Below are 17,503 nucleotides of genomic sequence, written 5' to 3'. Positions count from 1 at the left end.
CGTGCGGAAGATGTGAACAGGCAGGGAGGTGCGTATGCTGAAAGGTCTCGTGGTCGCGGCGGCTCTCTTCGGAGGAATCGTCGTGGCGGGCTCGGAAGCCTCGGCCGCGAATTTCGCGCCGGCCCCTGCGGTTGCCGGAGAGGCCGCTCCGGCGGTCGCGCTGGCGCAATACGTCTATGTCGGGCCTCGCCCCTACTGGCGCCGCCGCTACTACCGGCCCTACGGCTATTACCGTCCCCGCCCGTATTACCGGCCCTACGGCTACTATCGCCCGCGTCCTTACTGGCGCCGCCGGTACTATTACTGATGCGTGGCGCCGCCGCGGCCTGGTGCGGCCTCCTGCTCGCGGCCGCTGCGGCGCCTTCCGTTTGGGCCGAGGAGACCGGGGTGATCGGCTGCGACGATCTCGTCAGCCTGCGCCGGCTCTCCGTGGAAGCCGCGGGCGAGGCGGCCCTCCATGCGGCGCTGCCGGGCTTTCCGGCCTGCCGCACCGTGGCGCGCGGCAGACTCGGCGCGGTGCAGCGCCGATCCGTGATCGGCGGCATGCCGTTCGAATGCCTCGCGGTCGAGGGGGCATCCTCCTGTCTCTGGATCCTGCCGTGAGCCGAGGGCGCCGGCGGCGTGGAGGGTGTCGATGGGCTGGATCCTGCCCCTTGCCGCGGCCGGCCTCCTCGTTCTGGCAGGGATCTGGGCCGCCTGGATCTGGCGTCGCTTGCGCCGGCTCGGGCAGAATGTGAGCCGCGCCTTCGCGACCCTCTCGGCCTTGTTCGCGGAGCGTCACCGCCAGGTTCCGTCGCTCGTCGAGGTCCTCGGAGAAGGGGCGGGCCGGTCGCATCGCAACGCGGCGCTCCAGGCCTGCAAGGCGGCGATGAGCGCGCAGGGCTCGAATCAGCAGGCCGCGAGCGAGGGCGTGCTCCAGACCGCGATCGGGGATCTCGTGCTCATCGGCGAGGCGCATCCCACCTTGCGGGCCGATCCGCGCTTCAGGGCGCTCGAAGCGGATCTCGCCCGCCTCGACAACCGGATCGCGGCCGCGCGCCGGGTCTTCAACCGGGCTGTGGCCGACTACAATGCGGCTCTGGCCCGTCGTCCGGACGCGTTCCTGGCCTTCGCCCTCGGGTTCCGGCAAGAGGCCTTCTTCGATGTGGGGGAAACCCAGCGGCAGGCGCTGGAAGGCCCGCCGGCTCTGCCCTTCTGACGGGCGTGCGCGTTGCGGGCGTCGCGTTCAGGCGCTGAGCGGGGGAGCGCCGATGCGGGCGCGCAACTGGGCGCGCAGGTTCTGGTTGACGGCATTCTGGTCGGCATCGAGCGCCCACATCAGACGCAGGAGCTGGCTGATGGGCAGGGCGCGGTCGCGGACCGCTTCGGCGACCTGCTCCTCAATCGAGGTCTGGGAGAACGTTACAGTCGGCTCGGCCGTGAGTGCCATGATGTCGTTCCGTCGGCGTCCGTTTCGCGGGGCGCTCGTTAGAACGTTTCGACGCTTCGCGCCATAGGTTTGCCGGCTGTGGTTACTCACATGTTGTTGTGAGGTGACGCACCCGTGTCCTTGGGCCGGACAGCGTCTTCGAGCGCCATTTCCCTCTACGCACGAGGGCTCAAGGGCGATTGCCCGTAGCACGCGAGAAGGTCTTGCGGGTCCTTGAACAGGGCTATGCATCCTGCGCGGGTCAGATCTTCAGAAGGAAATCCTCCACAGAGCAGGCCGATGGTCGCGAGTCCCGCCTGGCTCGCCGCTTCTGCGTCGTAGGGGGTGTCGCCGACGGCGACGGCCTCGGCCGGGGCGATTCCCCTCAGCTTCGACAGGGTGGCCTCGAAGATGTCGGGGGCCGGCTTCGAGCTCTCGACGTCGTCGGACGTCACCACCACGTCGACCAGATCGGCGATGCCGAGGATCTTCTGGTAGTGCTCGACCTCCGCTGTCTTGCCGGAGGAGGCAAGGGCGACGAGCTGCCCCTCGCTCCGCACCCTGTCGAGGAGGGCACGCACGCCGGGAAACGGCTTCGCCTTGTCGAGATAGCGTCGCTTGAACAGATCGGACCGGTAGGCCTCGATCCGCTCGCCCTCCCGGGCGAGCCGCTCCTCGTCGAGGAAGGCGCGCAGCAGGCGATCTGCGCCCTTGCCGATCTGGCGCCGCGCGGCCTCCGGGGACACGGCGATGCCGAATTCGGCGAAGGCCTCGGACCAGGCCGCGGCGTGGAGATCCACGCTGTCGAGCAGCGTCCCGTCGATGTCGAAGACGACGGCCTTCACCGGCATCGGTCGACTCATTGCGGAAAGAGATGCAGGCCGTCGTCGGGCAGCAGGTTCCGGGCGGGGCCGCCGGTCTGCTGCCCGCGCCCCTGCTGGTAATAGGGCAACTCGGGGCGCCGGTCGTTGCCGCTGCCCGAATCGTATTCCCAGGGCTGGTTCCAGGGCGCGCGCCCGCCGACGGAGCCTGTCGTCTCGACCTCGTAGGCAGGCGTGGGCCAGCGCTCGCCGCGCGCTTCGGCCGTCAGGGGAACGAGGGCGGAGAGGGCCGCGAGGCCGCCCCAGAAGCATCCCGTCGCGATCCGCATCGTTCCGAACTCCTCGATCGTCTTCCCGGAAGAACTTGCCGGAAGAAACGGCCAAGCCGCGTCCATGTTCCTGCGCTGCGGGGCAGCCGCCCCAATGAAAAGCCGCCGCCCCTTCCGGGACGGCGGCTCGGCTTGTCGCAGGTGACCGCCCGGTCAGTGCAGGGCGATCGACCCGGTGGTGGCGCGGCGCGCGCGCGGCTTGGCCGCGCTCTTGGCCGCGGCCGCGGCCTTCGTGCGGCCGGTGCCGGCAGCGGCGACCTGGGCGGCCGCGGCCTTGGCGGGCGACTTCGCCTTCGGGGCGCGGGGCTTCAGCACCTTGGCGGGGCTCTGCGCCGTCTGGGCCTCCACCACGGGGGCGGCCACCGCGGTGACCGGCGCCGGGTTCAGCTCCGCCTCGGCCTGGAACCAATGGGCCTCGGCGCGGCCGTCGATCCGGCCCTCGTCTTCCCAGATGTAATAGGCGCGCTCGCGCACCCGGTTCTCGTCTCGGCTCATGTCCACGTTCTCCTCTCGCCCGACCTCCCCCGACGATGGGAGCGGATGGTTAAGAGGGCCTTAACGATGCGCCGCAGCATGCCCGGTGTGGCTTTGCGCCTCCGGTGTGGATTCCTCAGCCCCGGGACAGGCGGCGCCGGTTCGCCCGGACCTTGCGGCGATAGCCGGCGACCACGCTGTGCGTCGAGCCGCCGGTGGCCATCAGCATGGCCGCCTCGCTGGCCGCCAGGATCTTCTCGCTCACCATGCGTTGCGCCTCGACCTGCGCCGCGGTGCCCCCGGCGGCGAGCTTGGCGAGCCGCATCCCGATCACCGCCTGCGATTCGAAGGCCAGCATCGTGGTGTCGATGCCGAGCTGCCACCAGGGTCCGAACATGCCGCCCGCTCCGTGCGCGAATCTTTTCTGGGTCTGACCGGAGCGGTTCTGCCGCGTTCCGAGGTTGCAGTGCAACATAGAAGGAACGCGCGGGCATGGCTCCCGTACCAAAGTCATGGCTGCCGCCCATCCCGGATGGGGCGGGCGGCGGTCTGGAGGCCGTCGCGGAGGCGGGCTCAGTCGAAGTCGAAGCCGCGGCCCTTCGCGGCCGAGCCGCCGAGGCTGATCTTCTTCTGGCCGGGCGCCGCGCCCGGCTTGGCGCGGGCCGCCGTCGGCGCGGGCGTCTCCGGCTCGCGGGCCGGCTTGAGATGCGACTGGCCATAGATCACCGCGCCGATCTCGCCGACGGCGCGGACGAGGTCGTCGCGCTCGCAGGCCCGGGCCACCTTGAGGCCGAGCTGGTGCATGTGGCTCTTGCCGTAGAGATAGGCCGCGAGCTTGGCCCGGGTAAGCGGCGGGATCTTCTCCAGGATGTAGGGCAGGTCGTACTCGTCCGCCCGGTAGACCTCACCGAGGAGCTCGAGGGAGACCGGGCAGTCCGGATCGACGGTGGCGCCGGTGGTCGGGTGCGCTTGGGTCATGGCTCACCTGTTTTCTGGGCGATGGTACGGATGGAGGGGCCCGCGGGCGGCTCCGCCGCGGCGGCCTCCGTGGGTGCCGGGGCAGGAGGCACCGCCCGCGGCGGCGGGGGCAGGCAGCCCGTGCAGACCGAGGCGATGGCGATACGGGCGCGGTGATTGGCGCGCTCCCAGACCGCCTCGTGGGCCGCGCGGGCCTCGGCGGCAAGCGCCGCCTCCGAACGGTCCGCGCCGCCGGAGGCCGCCTCCGGGGCCGGATTGGGCCGGATGCGCAGGAAGAGCGGTTCCTGTGCGGAGGCGGAAGACGGCCCGAGGGCGGCGCCGGCGAGGACGGCAAGGAGCAGGCTGCGCAAGGACGCCCTCGTTCGCTGCAGCGGATGCCGGGGAGAATCCGTTTGCAGGGTAAACGGCAGCTTAACCGTCCGGATCCGCGGCGGTCACGAGAAATGCCCGCTTCGGCGTGCGGTGCGCAAACGAAAAAGCCCGGCAGGATATGCCGGGCTTTCGAGGAGGCCCCGCGAAGCCGGGCGGCTCCGCGGGACGGTTCGGCTTAGTACGAGCCGAACTTGTAGTTGATGCCGGCGCGGACGACCGCGAACTCGGTGTTGGAGCGGCTGGTCGGGCCGGAGACGAGCACGACACCGGGGCTCGCGGTCGTGATCGTGGTGCCGGCGGCGTTGGTGGCGAAGGCGCCACGCAGGCCGGAGCCGCGGTCGAGGTTCACGTACAGACCTTCCACCTTCAGGGTCACGGCGGACGACTTGAAGAAGTTCAGGAAGGAGTCGGTCGGGAGCGCGTACTCGACGCCACCGCCGGCGACCCAGCCGGTCTGGAAGTCGTTGGAGGACACGCCGGTGCCGAAGTCGCGGCCGCCGCCCGAGCCGTAGGCGAAACCGCCGGTGGCGTAGACGAGGGTGCGGTCGAAGGCGTAGCCGAGACGACCGCGGACGGTGCCGAAGTAGTCGAGGCCCGACAGGCCGGTCGGGTTGTAGACGAGCGTGCCCGGGATGATGGTGCCGGTCGAGGCGAAGGCGAAGCGGTTCCGGTTACGGCCGAAATCGGCGTACTGGGCGTCCGCCTCGACGCCGACGACGAAGCCGGAGCCCGGGGTGAACTGATAGTTGTAGCCGATCTGACCACCGCCAACGAAGCCTTCGTTGTTGTTGCGGTTGCTGAAGGCGAGGACGCCGTTGGTCAGGACGCCGTTGTTGGCGAACACGCCGGCGGAAGCCGGGACGCCGACGACGGTCGGGCTGCGGTCGTCACGGGTGCCGAAGCCGTAGCCGGCGTTGAAACCCGCGTAGAAGCCCGTCCAGGTGAAGACCGGAACCGGGGTGAAGACCGGCGGGGGAGCCGCGCGGCGCGGCAGGTCGGCAGCGGAGGCGGCGGCGGTGAGGCCGACCAGCACGGTCGAGGTGAGGAGAATATTCTTCATTCTTGAAGGTCCTGGTTTGGCTTGAGCCGGAGCAGCTTGTATCCCCAGGGGGCGCCCAGGGTCTGTCGCTTTCCTGCAACAAGACCATCAGATGCGCAGCAACCCGTCAACGAAAGGTGAAGGTTACGCGGGCGTGAGTGAAGCCCTCTACCGGATGTGCTCCAGCGCACTAACAAGTGTGGTTCCGACGAGGTCGGATCTGCCTGTTCCGGTGAATTGAAATTCACGAACCTGGCTCGAAACAGGACTCGCTGCGACGGTCGGGAGGCGAGAGCTATACTTTCCTGACGTATTCTTAAGTCACCTGCAGGGCTGTGCCGGCTTGTTAACCAAGATCGCCGATGATCGGTCCTGCCCGCCACCGATGCTCCGAAGGCCCGCCGCCCGTGACCTCCTCCGAAGAGATCCGTTCCCCGCTGCTCCTGCGCTGGGCGGTGAAGGTGGTGCTCGCCGTCGGGCTCGTCTCCGTGGGGGCGACCCACTACATGGCGCGCTCGGCCGCGTCGCGGGCGGGTGCCTTCGATCCGGAGGTCACCGGTTCGATCGTAGGGAGGGCCGCCCTCGATCCCTGCGCCCTGCCGAAGTCCGGTTCGCCGGGCTTGCGCTGAGCCCCGTGCCGCGCCCGCGCCGCAGCGCCGATTGACAAATTGATATTGCGCCCGCAAGTGTCGCGCGCATTCGCACGCGCGGTCGGTCGGCGCAACGCCACCCGGCCATAGGGCCGTTGCCGCGATCGCTCCCGCCCGGTCGACCGAACTCTCCCGCGCGCAACGGTTTCTGACGCAGCATGTCTTTCGCCGATCTCGGACTGAGCGACAAGGTCCTCCAGGCCGTCGCCGCAGCCGGCTACACCGAGCCCACGCCGATCCAGGCGCAGGCGATTCCCCACGTCCTGGCACGCCGCGACGTGCTGGGCATCGCGCAGACCGGCACCGGCAAGACGGCGGCCTTCACCCTGCCGATGCTGACCATGCTGGAGGCGGGCCGCGCCCGCGCCCGCATGCCGCGCACGCTGATTCTGGAGCCGACCCGCGAACTCGCGGCGCAGGTCGAGGAGAATTTCGAGCGCTACGGCACCAACCACAAGCTCAATGTGGCGCTCATCATCGGCGGCGTTTCCTTCGCCGACCAGGACGCCAAGCTGACCCGCGGCACCGACGTGCTGATCGCGACGCCGGGCCGCCTGCTCGACCATTTCGAGCGCGGCAAGCTGCTGCTGACCGGCGTCGAGCTCCTCGTCATCGACGAGGCCGACCGGATGCTCGACATGGGCTTCATCCCCGACATCGAGCGCATCGTGAAGATGGTGCCCTTCACGCGCCAGACGCTGTTCTTCTCCGCGACCATGCCGCCGGAGATCGAGCGGCTCGCGGACATGTTCCTGCACAACCCGCAGCGGGTGGAGGTGGCCCGGCCCGCCTCCGCCGCTACGACCATCGACCAGAAGCTCGTCGCGTGCCGCGCCGAGGGGCACGAGAAGCGCAAGGTCCTGCGCAAGCTCATCCGCGGCGCGGAGGAGCTGAACAACGGCATCATCTTCTGCAACCGCAAGCGCGATGTCGCGCTGCTTCAGAAGTCGCTCTCGAACCACGGCTTCAACGCCGCTGCGCTCCATGGCGATATGGACCAGCGCGCGCGCATGGCTGCGCTCGACGGCTTCCGCACTGGCGAGACGCCCCTGCTCGTGGCTTCGGACGTCGCCGCCCGCGGCCTCGATATCCCGGCGGTGAGCCACGTCTTCAATTTCGACGTGCCGCATCACCCGGAGGATTACGTCCACCGGATCGGCCGCACCGGCCGCGCCGGGCGCTCCGGCCACGCCTTCACCCTGGTGAGCCGGGCCGATACCCGCTCGCTCTCGGCGATCGAGACGCTGATCGGCCAGCCGATTGCGTGGATGGAAGGCGACCTGTCGACCCTGCCCGACGACGGGCCCGAGGAGGTCGAGGAGAGCCGCACCCGCAGCCGGGGCCGGCGCGGGGAGAGCGGGCGCGCCCCCGCCCGCACCGAAAATGGCGGTGCGCGCTCCAGCCGGGGCCGTCGCGGCAGCGCGCCGGCCCGCCGTCCCGAGGCCGAGCCCGAGACGCCGGCCGTGGTCGAGGCGGCCAGGGACGGGCATCGCCCGCCGCGTCCGGCTGAGAACCGCTCCCGCGGCCGCCGGCACGATCACGAGGACGACGGCGACACGCCGATCGGCCTCGGCGCCCATGTTCCGGCCTTCCTGCTCCGCCCCACCGGCATGAAAAAAGGGAAGTGAGCCTCCGAGGCTCCCTTCCCTTCGTGACCGCTCGCCGCTGAAGCGTCTCGCGCGACGCGGCGGCGTGCGGATCCTCAGGCCAGATTGACCTTCTTCACCTCGGTCTTCGGGCTCTCGCCGGTGAGCGTGGCCTTCACGTAGCCGTAGAGGTGGACCATCGTGCTGCTGGGGCTGTCCCAGTACTCGCCCTTCTCCGGGTGGACCCGGATCAGCGCCACCTCGGGATCGTCCTTGCCCTTGGGGAACCAGGTCTTCAGGCTCTCCTGCCACTTCGCGTCGATGGTGGCCCGGTCCTTCACGATCTCGGCCTTGCCCGCCACCGAGACGTAGTTCTGGCTGGAGGGATCCGCGTAGGACAGGTTGATCTGGTTGTCGCGGCTGATCTCGGCCGTCTTGGGCGAGTGCAGCTTGGTGAAGAACCACAGGTCGCCGTTCTCGTCGGCCTCGTTGTTCCACATCGGGCGGCTGTTGAGCGTGCCGTCGGGATCGGCAATGGTCATCATCGCGATCTTCACGTCCTTGATCAGCTCGAACAGCTTCTTCGCGCCCTCGTGGTCGCGGTGGTTGCCCTGATGCATGAAAGCGGTCTCCTGCGCGTCGCGTGACTTTGCCGAAGTCGGGCGCGGCGGCGCGTTCGCGCGCCTTGCCCCGAAGTCGTCCCGACAACGGGCGAGGCGGGGCTTGGTTCAGCCCCCGCCGAGGGGTGGGCGATACGGGAGGGAGAATCGATGGGCGGCAGAGGGTCGCGGCTGCGCTGCCTCATCCCGCAGTGCCTTGTGGGGATTGGCCTCGTCCTGGGGCCGGCGCCGGCCCTCGCAGAGGTGCGCTACGGGCAGGGCGTGCGCATCGGCGGCCACGATGTCGCGAACCGCCGCTCTTGCAGTGTGCATATCGCCCGGGTGCGGAGGCTGCCCGGCCCGCCCGGCTGCCGCCATGTCCGCAACGGATCCTACCGGTGCGGGGACGGCTCGCTGGTGCGGGGGCGGATGGAGGTCTGCAACCTCGTGGCGATCCCGCCCGGACGGCGGCGCTGAGCCGGGCGTCCCACCGGCCGCCGCCGAGTCGAGGGCCGACGGCTCTGGGGTCGGGGGTCTGGTGTTCTGGGACCGCTTGGTTACATGCAGGGGATGACCCGGCCGGGTGCTCCCGGCCCGTGCCCGTTGGAGAAGTACCTTGGCGATCAGCCGCGACGACGTGATCAAGGCGCTCGAAGGCGTCGCGGTCGATGCGGGTGGCACCTCCCTGCCCGGCTCCGGCCGTCTCTCGCAGGTGGTGGTCGACCCGACCAACCGCGTGATGTTCTCGATCCTGGTCGATCCGAGCGAGGCCCCGCGCTTCGAGCCGATCCGCCGCCAGGCCGAGGGGCGGGTGCTGGCGCTGCCCGGCGTCTCCGGCGTCTTCGCGAGTCTCACGTCGGAGCGCGGGCCGAACGCTCCGGCGCCCCAGGCCCCGCGGCAATCGGGCGGCCCCGGCGCTCCGCAGCCCCCGCGCCCTTCCGGCCCGGCCCTGCCCGGCGTGCGCCACATCATCGCGGTCGCTTCCGGCAAGGGCGGCGTCGGCAAGTCGACCACCGCCTGCAACCTCGCCCTGGCGTTGCACGCGCAGGGGCTGAAGGTCGGCCTGCTCGACGCCGATATCTACGGGCCCTCCATGCCGAAGCTGCTCGGCATCGGCGGCAAGCCCCGGGTGATCGAGGATAAGCTGCTCGAGCCGCTCACCGGCTTCGGCCTCAAGGTGATGTCCATCGGCTTCCTGATCGATGCCGACACGGCGATGATCTGGCGCGGGCCGATGGTGCAGTCGGCGATCACCCAGATGCTGCGTGAGGTCGCCTGGGGCGAGCTCGACGTGCTCGTGGTGGACATGCCCCCGGGCACGGGCGACGCCCAGCTCACCATGGCTCAGGCGACGCCGCTCTCGGGCTCGGTCATCGTCTCGACGCCGCAGGATCTCGCCCTGATCGATGCCCGCCGGGGCGTGGCGATGTTCCGCAAGGTCTCGGTGCCGATCCTCGGCGTGATCGAGAACATGGCGACCTTCGTCTGCCCGAATTGCGGCCACACCTCCCATATCTTCGGCCATGGCGGCGCCCGGCTCGAGGCCCAGCGCCTCGACGTGCCCTTCCTCGGCGAGGTGCCCCTCGACATGACGATCCGCGAGACCTCGGATGCGGGCCGTCCCGTCGTGGCGACGGATCCGGACGGGCCGCATGCCAAGGTCTATCGCGCGATCGCGGCCAAGCTCTGGTCCAACCTGACCGGCGCCTCCGCCACCCGGGCGGCGCCGCGCATCGTCATCGAGTGAGGCGCGCGTGGCCCCGCCGGTGCTGGGCCTGATCCTAGCCGGCGGCCAGGCGCGGCGGATGGGCGGGGGCGACAAGCCCCTGCTGCGGCTCGGCGGCCTCACCCTGCTCGAACACATCTGTGCGCGGCTCGGGCCGCAATGCGGCGCGGGACTGGCCCTCAGCGTCCATGGCGAGGCGGGGCGGTTCGCCGGGTTTCCGGGGGCGATCCTGCCCGACCCGCTGCCGGGCCGGCTCGGGCCGCTCGCGGGCATCCTGGCGGGGCTGGAGCAGGCCGCCGCGCAAGGGATTCCCGAGATCGTCAGCGTGTCGGGGGACGCCCCCCTGCTGCCGGGGGACCTCGTCGCGCGGCTGCAAGCGGTGCGTCCCGAGGGCGGCATCGCGCTGGCGGCTTCGGGCGATCGGCGGCACCACACGATCGCCCTCTGGCCCGTCTCGCTCCGGGCCGACCTGCGGCGCTACCTGGATGCCGGCGAGCGCCGGGTCGGCGGCTTCATCGCCCGTCACGAGGCGGCGGTGGCCTCCTGGCCGGTCGATCCGGTCGATCCCTTCCTCAACCTCAACACGCCCGAGGATCTGGCCAGCGCGCAGGCGCTGGATCTCGGCTGAGCGCCGCGGCGCCCGACCCCCTGGGGCAATCGGGCGGGCGTTCCCGCTTTCGAGGCGCCTGGCTTCCTCGCCTCACGCGGCCTGGATGTCGCGCAGGAAGCCGTCGACCTCGCGCTTGACGGTGAGGGACTGCGTGGCGAGCTCGGCGGCGGCACCGAGCACCTGGGTCGCGGCGCTGCCGGTCTCGCCCGAGGCGGCGAGCACCCGGGCGACGATGGCCGAGACGTCCTGGGTCCCGCGGGCGGCCTCGCCGGCATTGCGCGAGATCTCGTTGGTCGCGGCGGCCTGCTCGGTCACCGTGGCCGCGACCGCCTCGCTGATCTCCTTCATGGTCGCGATGGTGCGGCCGATCTGCTGGATCGCGGTGGCGGCCTGGCCGGTGGTGGCCTGGATCGCCGCGATCTGGTCGCCGATCTCGCTGGTCGCCCGGGCGGTCTGGCCGGCGAGTTCCTTGACCTCGGCGGCCACCACCGCGAAGCCCCGGCCCGCCTCGCCGGCGCGGGCGGCCTCGATGGTCGCATTCAGGGCGAGCAGGTTGGTCTGGCCGGCGATGGCCGAGATCGTGGTCACGGCGGCGCCGATCTGCTCCGCGGCGGCGCCGAGGCTGACCATGGCGGCGTTGGTGATCTCGGCCTCTTGGGCGGCGTGGTTGGCGACGTCGTTGCTGCGGATCACCTGCCGCTCGATCTCCTGCAGGGAGGAGACCATCTCCTCGGAGGCGGCGGCCACGGTCTGGACGTTGACGGCGGTCTGCTCGGCGGCGGCGCTGGAGGCGACGGCCTGGCTGTTGGTGTCGTCGGCGACCTGGGTCATGGAGCGGGCGGTGGCGTCGAGCTCCGTGGCGGCGGCGGTGACGATCTCCAGGGATCCGGCGACGCGCTGCTGGAAGGTCTTCACGAGCTGGTCGACCCGGTCGGCGCGGCGCTGGCGAGCGGATTGCTCGGCGACCTGTGCGGCTTCGAGTTCGACCCGGGCGATGGCGTTCTGCCGGAACACTTCCACGGCCTGGGCCATCTCGCCCATCTCGTTGACGGCGTCGCGGGAGGGGACGTCGACGGCGTTGTCACCGGCGGCCAGGCGCTTCATGGCGGCGGTCATGCCGGCGACGGGGCCGATGATGCTGCGGGCGATCAGGAAGGCCAGGGCGGCGCCGAGAGCCAGGGCAACGGCGATCAGGCCGAGCTGCACGGTGCGGGCGGTGCCCACCTGCGCGGTCGTCTCCGTCGCGATCGCTTCCACCGCGTTCTGGATGTTGTCGCGCACGGACGCTCCGGCTTCCGTGATCGCCGTCGTGCGCGGCGTGATGCCCGTATCGTACACGGCCTGGCTCTCGCCCAGGGCCGCGGTGGTCGCCCGGAACGCGGCGGCGTAGCCGGCGAGGGCCTGTTCGACGGTCTTGATCGGCTGCGCGAAATCGCCGTCCGGATCGAGGCCGCGCAGCGCCTTCAGGGCACCTTCGGCCTTGCCGATATTGGCGGCGAAGGTGGCCGGCCCCTTCGGATCCTGGGTCGCGAGGAAGCGCCAGTTCGCGACCCGGACGAGCAGCACGGCGCTCTCCGCTGCCGCGGCCTGCCCGATCTGGGCATCGCTGCCGCGGGCGCGCATCTCGGTCAGGAGCGCGCCGGTGGCCCGGGTCAACTCGTCACCGCCCGTGAAGAGCTTGTTCTTCGCGTCGAGGATGGTGGAGCCGGCGGTCCCGAGACGCTGGACCTCGCCCTTGAGCTCGTGGGCGCTGTCACGCAGCTGGACATAGATCCGCAGTCGTTCCTGCGACACGGCCGTCGCTGCGAGATTCGCGCTGACGTCTTCCAGGGATTGCCGGGTTTTTTCCAGCTCGGCGAGCCGCTCCGGCTTGGGCGAGGACCGGTAATCCTCCGTCTGTGCGATGAGCCGGGCCGTGAGGCTGTTCACGGTGAAGATGGAGCGGGCGACCCCCTCGAGGCGGCTGCGCTCGTCGTACTGGCTCACGACGCTGCCGAGCTGATACTGCGCGAAGCCGCCGAGCCCGACGGCGATCACCATGAGGCTGCCGAAACCGGCGTAGAGGCGCGAGCGTATGCCGAGATTCATGGGAGGTCGCTTTGCTGATGCGGTGACCTCTGTTTGCAAGGGCTTATCTAAGAACCACTTAAATTTGTCGCAGAGTACAATGTAGAATCGTAACGTTGCTTCCCTCAATAATTGCGTTTGATTTATAATATCTCGCAATAGTTGTGTCTGGACACGGTGACGAGGGGCCTGGCCTTGTGCGCCGAGGGGCACCGCCCGTTGCGATCGCGCCCGAAAATCACCCGCCCTCTGCCTTCGGCGAGAGGGCGGGTGGGTGACGCGTCCTGAAAGCCGGCCGCGGTCTCTCGTTCAGGCTGCCGCGACGGTCGCCTTCACGATCCGGTCGGGCTCGCGTACGGGCTCGCCGCGCTTGATCGTGTCCACGACCTCCATGCCTTCCACGACCTTGCCCCACACGGTGTACTGCTTGTCGAGGAAGCGGGCGTCGCCGAAGCAGATGAAGAACTGCGAGTTCGCCGAGTGCGGGAAGTTGGTGCGGGCCATGGAGCAGGTGCCGCGCACATGCGGCTCGTCGTTGAACTCCGCCTTCAGATCCGGCAGCTCCGAGCCGCCCGAGCCGGTGCCGGTCGGGTCGCCGGTCTGGGCCATGAAGCCGTCGATGACCCGGTGGAACGGCACGCCGTCATAGAAGCCCTGGGCGGCGAGCGTCTTGATCCGCTCGACGTGGTTGGGGGCCAGATCCGGCCGGAGCGCGATCACGACGCGGCCCTTGGTCGTTTCCAGAACGATGGTCTCGTTGTTCTCTGCCATGTCGTCACGACTCCTTTTGTTCTTGAACGTCGTTCGTTGCGGGAAGCCGCTTCGGCGGCCGGCCCGCGCCTGTCTCGTCCCCGATCCGAGGGACGCGTCTGTCGGCGGCCCGCCGGGAGATGGCAGGCCGATCCAGGCCACGCCCCCGTCTACGTGCTGGGGCCGGTCGATCTCAAGCCCTGAACCGTCCGAGGCCGCGGCCGGGTCCCTCACAGGTCCCTCCCCCGCGGCCCTTCGTAGACGAAGCGCAGGGCGATCGGCCGCCCCGCGATGGCGCCGCCGAGCCCGGGCGTGACCCGGGCCGGGGTGCAGCGCCGGATCGCGGAGAGGGCGGCCTCCTCGAGGAGCGCCCGGCCGCGGGCATCGGCCGGCGCCTGCGCGAAGGTGATCCGCGGAGGGCCGATCACGGAACCGTCCCGGCGCAGGCTGAAGCGCACGGTGATCTCCGTGCGCTCGAACCGGGCGAGCCCCTCCGGTGCCCGCCAGCAGGCGGCGAGCCGGGGATAGAGCTGCTGCAGGGTGTCGGCCGGGGCCTCTCCGCCCGGTGATACCGGCACCTGCACGGTGCCGCGCAGGGTCTCCGGCAGGGGCAGCGGGGACTGGTAGAAGCCCCGGGCCTCGGCGCTCAGGCCGATCAGGAGCGGCAGGGCGGCCCGGAGGGCGGGTCTCCCGTGCCGCTCCCCGGGCACCTACTTGGCGCCTTCGGCGAGCTGCATCTTCACGATCTTGTCAGGGTTCTGGACCGTCCCCCCCGGCGCGCCGCTCGCCGCCTTCTTGATCTTGTCGACCACGTCCATGCCGCTCGTGACGACGCCGACCACCGTGTACTGGTTGTTCAGGAAGGGCGCGTCGGCGAGGCAGATGAAGAACTGCGAATTGGCGGAGTTCGGATCCTGCGAGCGGGCCATGCCCACGGTGCCGCGCTTGAACGGGGCGGAGGAGAACTCGGCCGGGATGTTGGGCAGGTCGGAGCCGCCGGTGCCGTTGCCCTTCGGATCGCCGGTCTGGGCCATGAAGCCGTCGATCACCCGGTGGAACTTCAGCCCGTCATAGAAGCCGCGCTTGATCAGCGTCTTGAGCTGCTGGGCGTGCTTGGGGGCGATCTCCGGGCGCAGCTCGATGGTGATGCGGCCGTCCTTGGTGTCGAGATAGACGGTGTTGGCATCCGCGGCCCGTGCGGGCGCGGACAGGCCGAGCCCGGCGGCGAGGGCGAGCGCGAGGACGGCGTGGCGACGGTTCATGCGGCGTCTTCTCCTGTCGATCCGCCATGTCCGGGCGGTCGTTGCGGTGAGGCTCACGATTTCGCGAAGCGGGCGGCGAGGCGTTCGGCCACGATCCGCGGTACGAAGGGCGAGACGTCCCCGCCCATGGCCGCGATCTGGCGCACCAGGGTGGCCGTGATCGGGCGCACGCCGGTCGAGGCGGGCAGGAACACGGTCTGCACCTCCGGCGCCATGGCGCCGTTCATGCCGGCGAGCTGCATCTCGTAGTCGAGATCGGTGCCGTCGCGCAGGCCGCGGATGAACAGGCTGGCGCCGCAGCGGCGGGCGGCTGAGACGGCGAGGTCGTCGAAGGTGATGATCTCGAGGGCCGCGCCCTCGGCCTGGGCGAGCGGCGCGCAGGTCACGCGCAGCAGCTCGGCGCGCTCCTCCGCCGAGAAGGTCGGCGCCTTGCCCGGATGCACGCCGATGGCGAGCACGATGCGGGGCACCAGCCGGCAGGCCTGGCGGACCACGTCGAGATGGCCGTTGGTGACCGGATCGAAGGAGCCGGCATAGAGCGCGGTGCGGGTCATCGCCGACAGCGCGTAGAGCATTTTGCGGGCGCAGGGAACAGCCGCGCCGCCGATCGGGTCTCACCCCAGCGTCAGGGGGAAGCTCGCGAGCTCGGCGATCGCGCCGGCTTCGTTCAGGCCCCGTTCGATCGCGCGGATCCGGTAGCGGCCGCCCGCGGCGGCGCCCGTGGGAGCGATCGTGTAGAGATAGTAGGAGGCTCGCCGGTTGAAATGCGCGCTGCGGGCCGAGGCCGAGGGGGCGCCGGCCACCGGCACCCGGCTGCCGCGGGGCCCATCGACATAGGCGAGCATGCCCCGGTGGTTGTGGCCGTGCAGGACGAGCTCGGCGCCGGCCCGGCCGATCATCGCCGTGAAGGCGGCGGCGTCCTTCAGCTCGCGCCCCGGCGCGGCGCCGCCGGGATGGGGCGGATGGTGGATCATCACGACCCGGCAGGGCGGCGCGGCCTCGGCGCCGAGGTCCAGCAGCAGGCGCTCGGCGGCCGCGATCTGGGCCGGCCCGAGCCGGCCCGTGGCGGCGAAGGGTTTGGTGGGAATCGCCGAGGACAGGCCGATCAGGGCGAGGGGCCCGCGCCGGCGCAGATAGGGAAAGTGGCCGGTGCCGCCGGCATCCGCTCCCGTCCAGGGGCCGCAGGCCGTGAGAAGGCCCTCCAGGGAGCCGCGGACATAGGCGTCGTGGTTGCCGGGTACGAAGCTGACTCCCTCGGGGCCGCCCAGCGCTTCGAGGAAGATGCGGGCCGTCTCCCACTCGTCCGGCAGCCCGAGATTGCACAGGTCGCCGGTGCAGGCGATGTGGTCGCAATCCTGCCGCCGCAGGTCGGCGACGAGGGCGGCGAGCAGGTCCATGTCGTGGACCTTGCCGCGCCCCCGCCGCCAGTTGACGTAGCCGGTGGCCCGCTTGCTCAGGAGCTGGCGCAGCCGCGGCCGGGGCAGCGGCCCGACATGCGGGTCGGTGAGGTGGGCGAGACGGAACATCGGGTCCGGATCGGGCCGCGGGCGGGAACGGGATTGCCCGCAATCGCGGCGGATGCGCCGCGCGTCAACCGTCCCGGCCGCGTGAACGCGGTTCTAGGCGTTCCCGATCAGGACGCCGGCCCCGAGGACCAGGGCGCCGCCGAGCACCACCTGGAGGGCGGCGCGGACGAAGGGCGTCGCCATGTAGCGGGTGCGCACCGCGGCGATGGCGACGAGCTCCACCAGCACGACCAGGATGGCGAGGCCGGTCGCCAGGCCGAAGGCGTTCGGCCAGGAATCGGGGATCGCGTAGGGCAGGGTGTGGCCGAGGCCGCCGAGCGCCGTCATCACGCCGCAGACGATGCCGCGGGTGAGCGGGGACCCGCGCCCGGTCACCGCCCCGTCATCCGACAGGGCCTCGGTGAAGCCCATGCTGATCCCGGCGCCGATCGAGGCGGCGAGACCGACGAGGAAGGTCGCCCCGTTGCTGTGGGTGGCGAAGGCCGCGGCGAAGATCGGCGCCAGGGTCGAGACCGAGCCGTCGATCAGTCCGGCCAGGCCCGGCTGGACATATTGCAGCACGAAGGCGCGCTGCTTCTCGGCACGCTCCACGGCGGACAGGGGGAGGGAAGGAGCGGACAGGAGCATGAGGGAACCTCTTTAGAACAATTCCAGATATAAACTTTGGAATCGTTCCAGACAAGAGTTTCTGCTCGGGTCCGGCCCCCGACACGAAAAGCCCGCCGCGGCCGGAGCCGGGCGGGCGAACGCGTCACAGGTGAGAGGCGGAGCGGATCAGCAGTCGTCGCCGCCCTTGCTCGCCTGGGTGCCGACATCCTGCTGGGCGCCGGTGCTGTTCATGGCGCCGACGGTGCCGGGCGCGGCGGGCTGCTGGCCGCCGGCGAGATTCTTGCTGCCGGGATCGGAGCCTTCCTTCTGGTTGCCCTTGTCGCCGACCTGCTGATTGGCACCCACGTTGTTCATGGCACCGACCGTGCCGGGGGAGCCGGGCTGCTGGCCGCCGGCGATGTTCTTGCTGGACTGGTCCGTGTCCGAGCTCTTCGCGTTGGTCTGCTCGTTCGGGCTCTTGCCCTTGGTCGAGCCGGTGCTGCACGGTGCGGCGAAGGCCGTGGACACGGAGAGCAGGAGCGCCGCGGCGCCCACGCCGATCGAAAGCTTCTTCACGAGTTTCCTCCGAATCATTTGAACTGCGGGAAGAATCGGAAAAGCGGAGGTCCGGTTCCCCAAAAGGCCGGGTGAAAGACGGGAATCTTTTACCAGGTTTTGCGGCAGAGGACGGCCGTTGCGCCACCAAGGGGTTCGGGGA

The 17,503-nt window shown here is 70.5% G+C and carries 24 protein-coding genes and 1 pseudogene; 8 read left to right on the top strand and 17 right to left on the bottom strand.

The window, feature by feature from the left end; translation table 11 throughout:
• The first annotated feature begins 34 nt into the window (after positions 1-34).
• Genes MMB17_RS17085 through MMB17_RS17075 form a run of 3 tightly spaced genes read left to right on the top strand, consistent with a single transcriptional unit; the run spans position 35 to position 1,198 of the window.
• The gene (locus MMB17_RS17085) at positions 35-307 is read left to right on the top strand and encodes a hypothetical protein (RefSeq protein WP_238310988.1); all 273 of its coding nucleotides are present in this window, start codon (positions 35-37) and stop codon (positions 305-307) included.
• On the top strand, positions 307-603 hold the full coding sequence (locus tag MMB17_RS17080; protein WP_241099662.1) for a hypothetical protein: 297 nt from the start codon (positions 307-309) through the stop codon (positions 601-603). Before MMB17_RS17085 ends, MMB17_RS17080 begins: the two co-directional genes overlap by 1 nt.
• A 31-nt stretch (positions 604-634) precedes the next feature.
• Positions 635-1,198 carry a LemA family protein gene (locus tag MMB17_RS17075; RefSeq protein WP_241099661.1) on the top strand — a complete coding sequence of 188 codons (564 nt, stop codon included), beginning with the start codon at positions 635-637 and terminating at the stop codon, positions 1,196-1,198.
• A 27-nt stretch (positions 1,199-1,225) separates the two neighbouring features.
• On the opposite strand, the gene MMB17_RS17070 is transcribed toward MMB17_RS17075, so the two are convergent.
• From MMB17_RS17070 to MMB17_RS17035, 8 genes are all read right to left on the bottom strand, one after another.
• Positions 1,226-1,429 carry a hypothetical protein gene (locus MMB17_RS17070; protein WP_241099660.1) on the bottom strand — a complete coding sequence of 68 codons (204 nt, stop codon included), beginning with the start codon at positions 1,427-1,429 and terminating at the stop codon, positions 1,226-1,228.
• A gap of 155 nt (positions 1,430-1,584) precedes the next feature.
• Positions 1,585-2,259: an HAD family hydrolase gene (locus MMB17_RS17065; protein WP_241099659.1), complete on the bottom strand. Its 675-nt coding sequence runs from the start codon at positions 2,257-2,259 to the stop codon at positions 1,585-1,587.
• Positions 2,260-2,267: 8 nt separating this feature from the next.
• Entirely contained in the window at positions 2,268-2,558 is a 291-nt protein-coding gene (locus MMB17_RS17060; protein ID WP_238310983.1) for a hypothetical protein, read from the bottom strand.
• A 153-nt stretch (positions 2,559-2,711) separates the two neighbouring features.
• Entirely contained in the window at positions 2,712-3,053 is a 342-nt protein-coding gene (locus MMB17_RS17055) for a DUF2934 domain-containing protein (RefSeq protein ID WP_241099658.1), read from the bottom strand.
• A gap of 115 nt (positions 3,054-3,168) precedes the next feature.
• Complete coding sequence (locus MMB17_RS17050) at positions 3,169-3,429, bottom strand: hypothetical protein (RefSeq protein ID WP_238310981.1); 261 nt, start codon at positions 3,427-3,429, stop codon at positions 3,169-3,171.
• A 176-nt stretch (positions 3,430-3,605) separates the two neighbouring features.
• Positions 3,606-4,010, bottom strand: a complete 405-nt coding sequence (locus MMB17_RS17045; protein ID WP_238310980.1) for a hypothetical protein — start codon at positions 4,008-4,010, stop codon at positions 3,606-3,608.
• The gene (locus tag MMB17_RS17040) at positions 4,007-4,360 is read right to left on the bottom strand and encodes a hypothetical protein (protein ID WP_241099657.1); all 354 of its coding nucleotides are present in this window, start codon (positions 4,358-4,360) and stop codon (positions 4,007-4,009) included. Before MMB17_RS17040 ends, MMB17_RS17045 begins: the two co-directional genes overlap by 4 nt.
• 197 nt (positions 4,361-4,557) lie before the next feature.
• Positions 4,558-5,442 carry an outer membrane protein gene (locus MMB17_RS17035; RefSeq protein ID WP_241099656.1) on the bottom strand — a complete coding sequence of 295 codons (885 nt, stop codon included), beginning with the start codon at positions 5,440-5,442 and terminating at the stop codon, positions 4,558-4,560.
• A 386-nt stretch (positions 5,443-5,828) separates the two neighbouring features.
• Between MMB17_RS17035 and MMB17_RS17030 the strand changes: the two genes are divergently transcribed.
• Positions 5,829-6,050, top strand: a complete 222-nt coding sequence (locus MMB17_RS17030) for a hypothetical protein (RefSeq protein WP_241099655.1) — start codon at positions 5,829-5,831, stop codon at positions 6,048-6,050.
• A 179-nt stretch (positions 6,051-6,229) separates the two neighbouring features.
• Positions 6,230-7,699, top strand: coding sequence for a DEAD/DEAH box helicase (locus MMB17_RS17025; protein ID WP_241099654.1), 1,470 nt, complete (start codon positions 6,230-6,232; stop codon positions 7,697-7,699).
• Between the two features lie 74 nt (positions 7,700-7,773).
• Here MMB17_RS17025 and MMB17_RS17020 read toward each other — a convergent pair whose 3' ends face one another.
• A complete protein-coding gene (locus tag MMB17_RS17020) occupies positions 7,774-8,277 on the bottom strand; it encodes a pyridoxamine 5'-phosphate oxidase family protein (protein ID WP_241099653.1) in 504 nt (167 codons plus the stop codon).
• Between the two features lie 150 nt (positions 8,278-8,427).
• Here MMB17_RS17020 and MMB17_RS17015 point away from each other — a divergent pair, with 150 nt between their 5' ends.
• The 3 genes from MMB17_RS17015 to mobA all read left to right on the top strand — a co-directional run bounded on the left by MMB17_RS17015 (position 8,428) and on the right by mobA (position 10,610).
• The gene (locus tag MMB17_RS17015) at positions 8,428-8,733 is read left to right on the top strand and encodes a hypothetical protein (protein WP_241099652.1); all 306 of its coding nucleotides are present in this window, start codon (positions 8,428-8,430) and stop codon (positions 8,731-8,733) included.
• A gap of 139 nt (positions 8,734-8,872) precedes the next feature.
• The gene (locus MMB17_RS17010; RefSeq protein ID WP_241099651.1) at positions 8,873-10,003 is read left to right on the top strand and encodes an Mrp/NBP35 family ATP-binding protein; all 1,131 of its coding nucleotides are present in this window, start codon (positions 8,873-8,875) and stop codon (positions 10,001-10,003) included.
• 58 nt (positions 10,004-10,061) lie between these two features.
• Entirely contained in the window at positions 10,062-10,610 is a 549-nt protein-coding gene (gene mobA / locus MMB17_RS17005; protein WP_241102223.1) for a molybdenum cofactor guanylyltransferase, read from the top strand.
• Between the two features lie 72 nt (positions 10,611-10,682).
• On the opposite strand, the gene MMB17_RS17000 is transcribed toward mobA, so the two are convergent.
• The 8 genes and pseudogenes from MMB17_RS17000 to MMB17_RS16965 all read right to left on the bottom strand — a co-directional run bounded on the left by MMB17_RS17000 (position 10,683) and on the right by MMB17_RS16965 (position 17,379).
• Complete coding sequence (locus MMB17_RS17000) at positions 10,683-12,680, bottom strand: methyl-accepting chemotaxis protein (RefSeq protein WP_241099650.1); 1,998 nt, start codon at positions 12,678-12,680, stop codon at positions 10,683-10,685.
• A gap of 288 nt (positions 12,681-12,968) precedes the next feature.
• Positions 12,969-13,430, bottom strand: a complete 462-nt coding sequence (locus MMB17_RS16995; RefSeq protein WP_238310971.1) for a peptidylprolyl isomerase — start codon at positions 13,428-13,430, stop codon at positions 12,969-12,971.
• A gap of 209 nt (positions 13,431-13,639) precedes the next feature.
• Complete coding sequence (locus tag MMB17_RS16990) at positions 13,640-14,065, bottom strand: hypothetical protein (RefSeq protein ID WP_241102222.1); 426 nt, start codon at positions 14,063-14,065, stop codon at positions 13,640-13,642.
• Between the two features lie 54 nt (positions 14,066-14,119).
• Positions 14,120-14,671 carry a peptidylprolyl isomerase gene (locus MMB17_RS16985; protein WP_238310970.1) on the bottom strand — a complete coding sequence of 184 codons (552 nt, stop codon included), beginning with the start codon at positions 14,669-14,671 and terminating at the stop codon, positions 14,120-14,122.
• Positions 14,672-14,724: 53 nt separating this feature from the next.
• Positions 14,725-15,225: a pantetheine-phosphate adenylyltransferase gene (gene coaD / locus MMB17_RS16980; RefSeq protein ID WP_241102221.1), complete on the bottom strand. Its 501-nt coding sequence runs from the start codon at positions 15,223-15,225 to the stop codon at positions 14,725-14,727.
• Between the two features lie 60 nt (positions 15,226-15,285).
• Positions 15,286-16,197: a metallophosphoesterase family protein gene (locus tag MMB17_RS16975; RefSeq protein ID WP_241099649.1), complete on the bottom strand. Its 912-nt coding sequence runs from the start codon at positions 16,195-16,197 to the stop codon at positions 15,286-15,288.
• Positions 16,198-16,290: 93 nt separating this feature from the next.
• Positions 16,291-16,767: pseudogene (locus tag MMB17_RS16970) on the bottom strand (VIT1/CCC1 transporter family protein); the annotation flags it as partial.
• Positions 16,768-16,971: 204 nt separating this feature from the next.
• On the bottom strand, positions 16,972-17,379 hold the full coding sequence (locus tag MMB17_RS16965; RefSeq protein ID WP_373324976.1) for an exopolysaccharide production protein YjbE: 408 nt from the start codon (positions 17,377-17,379) through the stop codon (positions 16,972-16,974).
• Between the last annotated feature and the right edge of the window lie 124 nt (positions 17,380-17,503).

The sequence above is a fragment of the Methylobacterium organophilum genome, from assembly GCF_022533465.1.
GTDB classification, from domain to species: Bacteria; Pseudomonadota; Alphaproteobacteria; order Rhizobiales; family Beijerinckiaceae; genus Methylobacterium; species Methylobacterium organophilum.
Note: the sequence above shows the minus strand (reverse complement) of the source record. Positions and strands in the feature narration are given on the sequence as shown.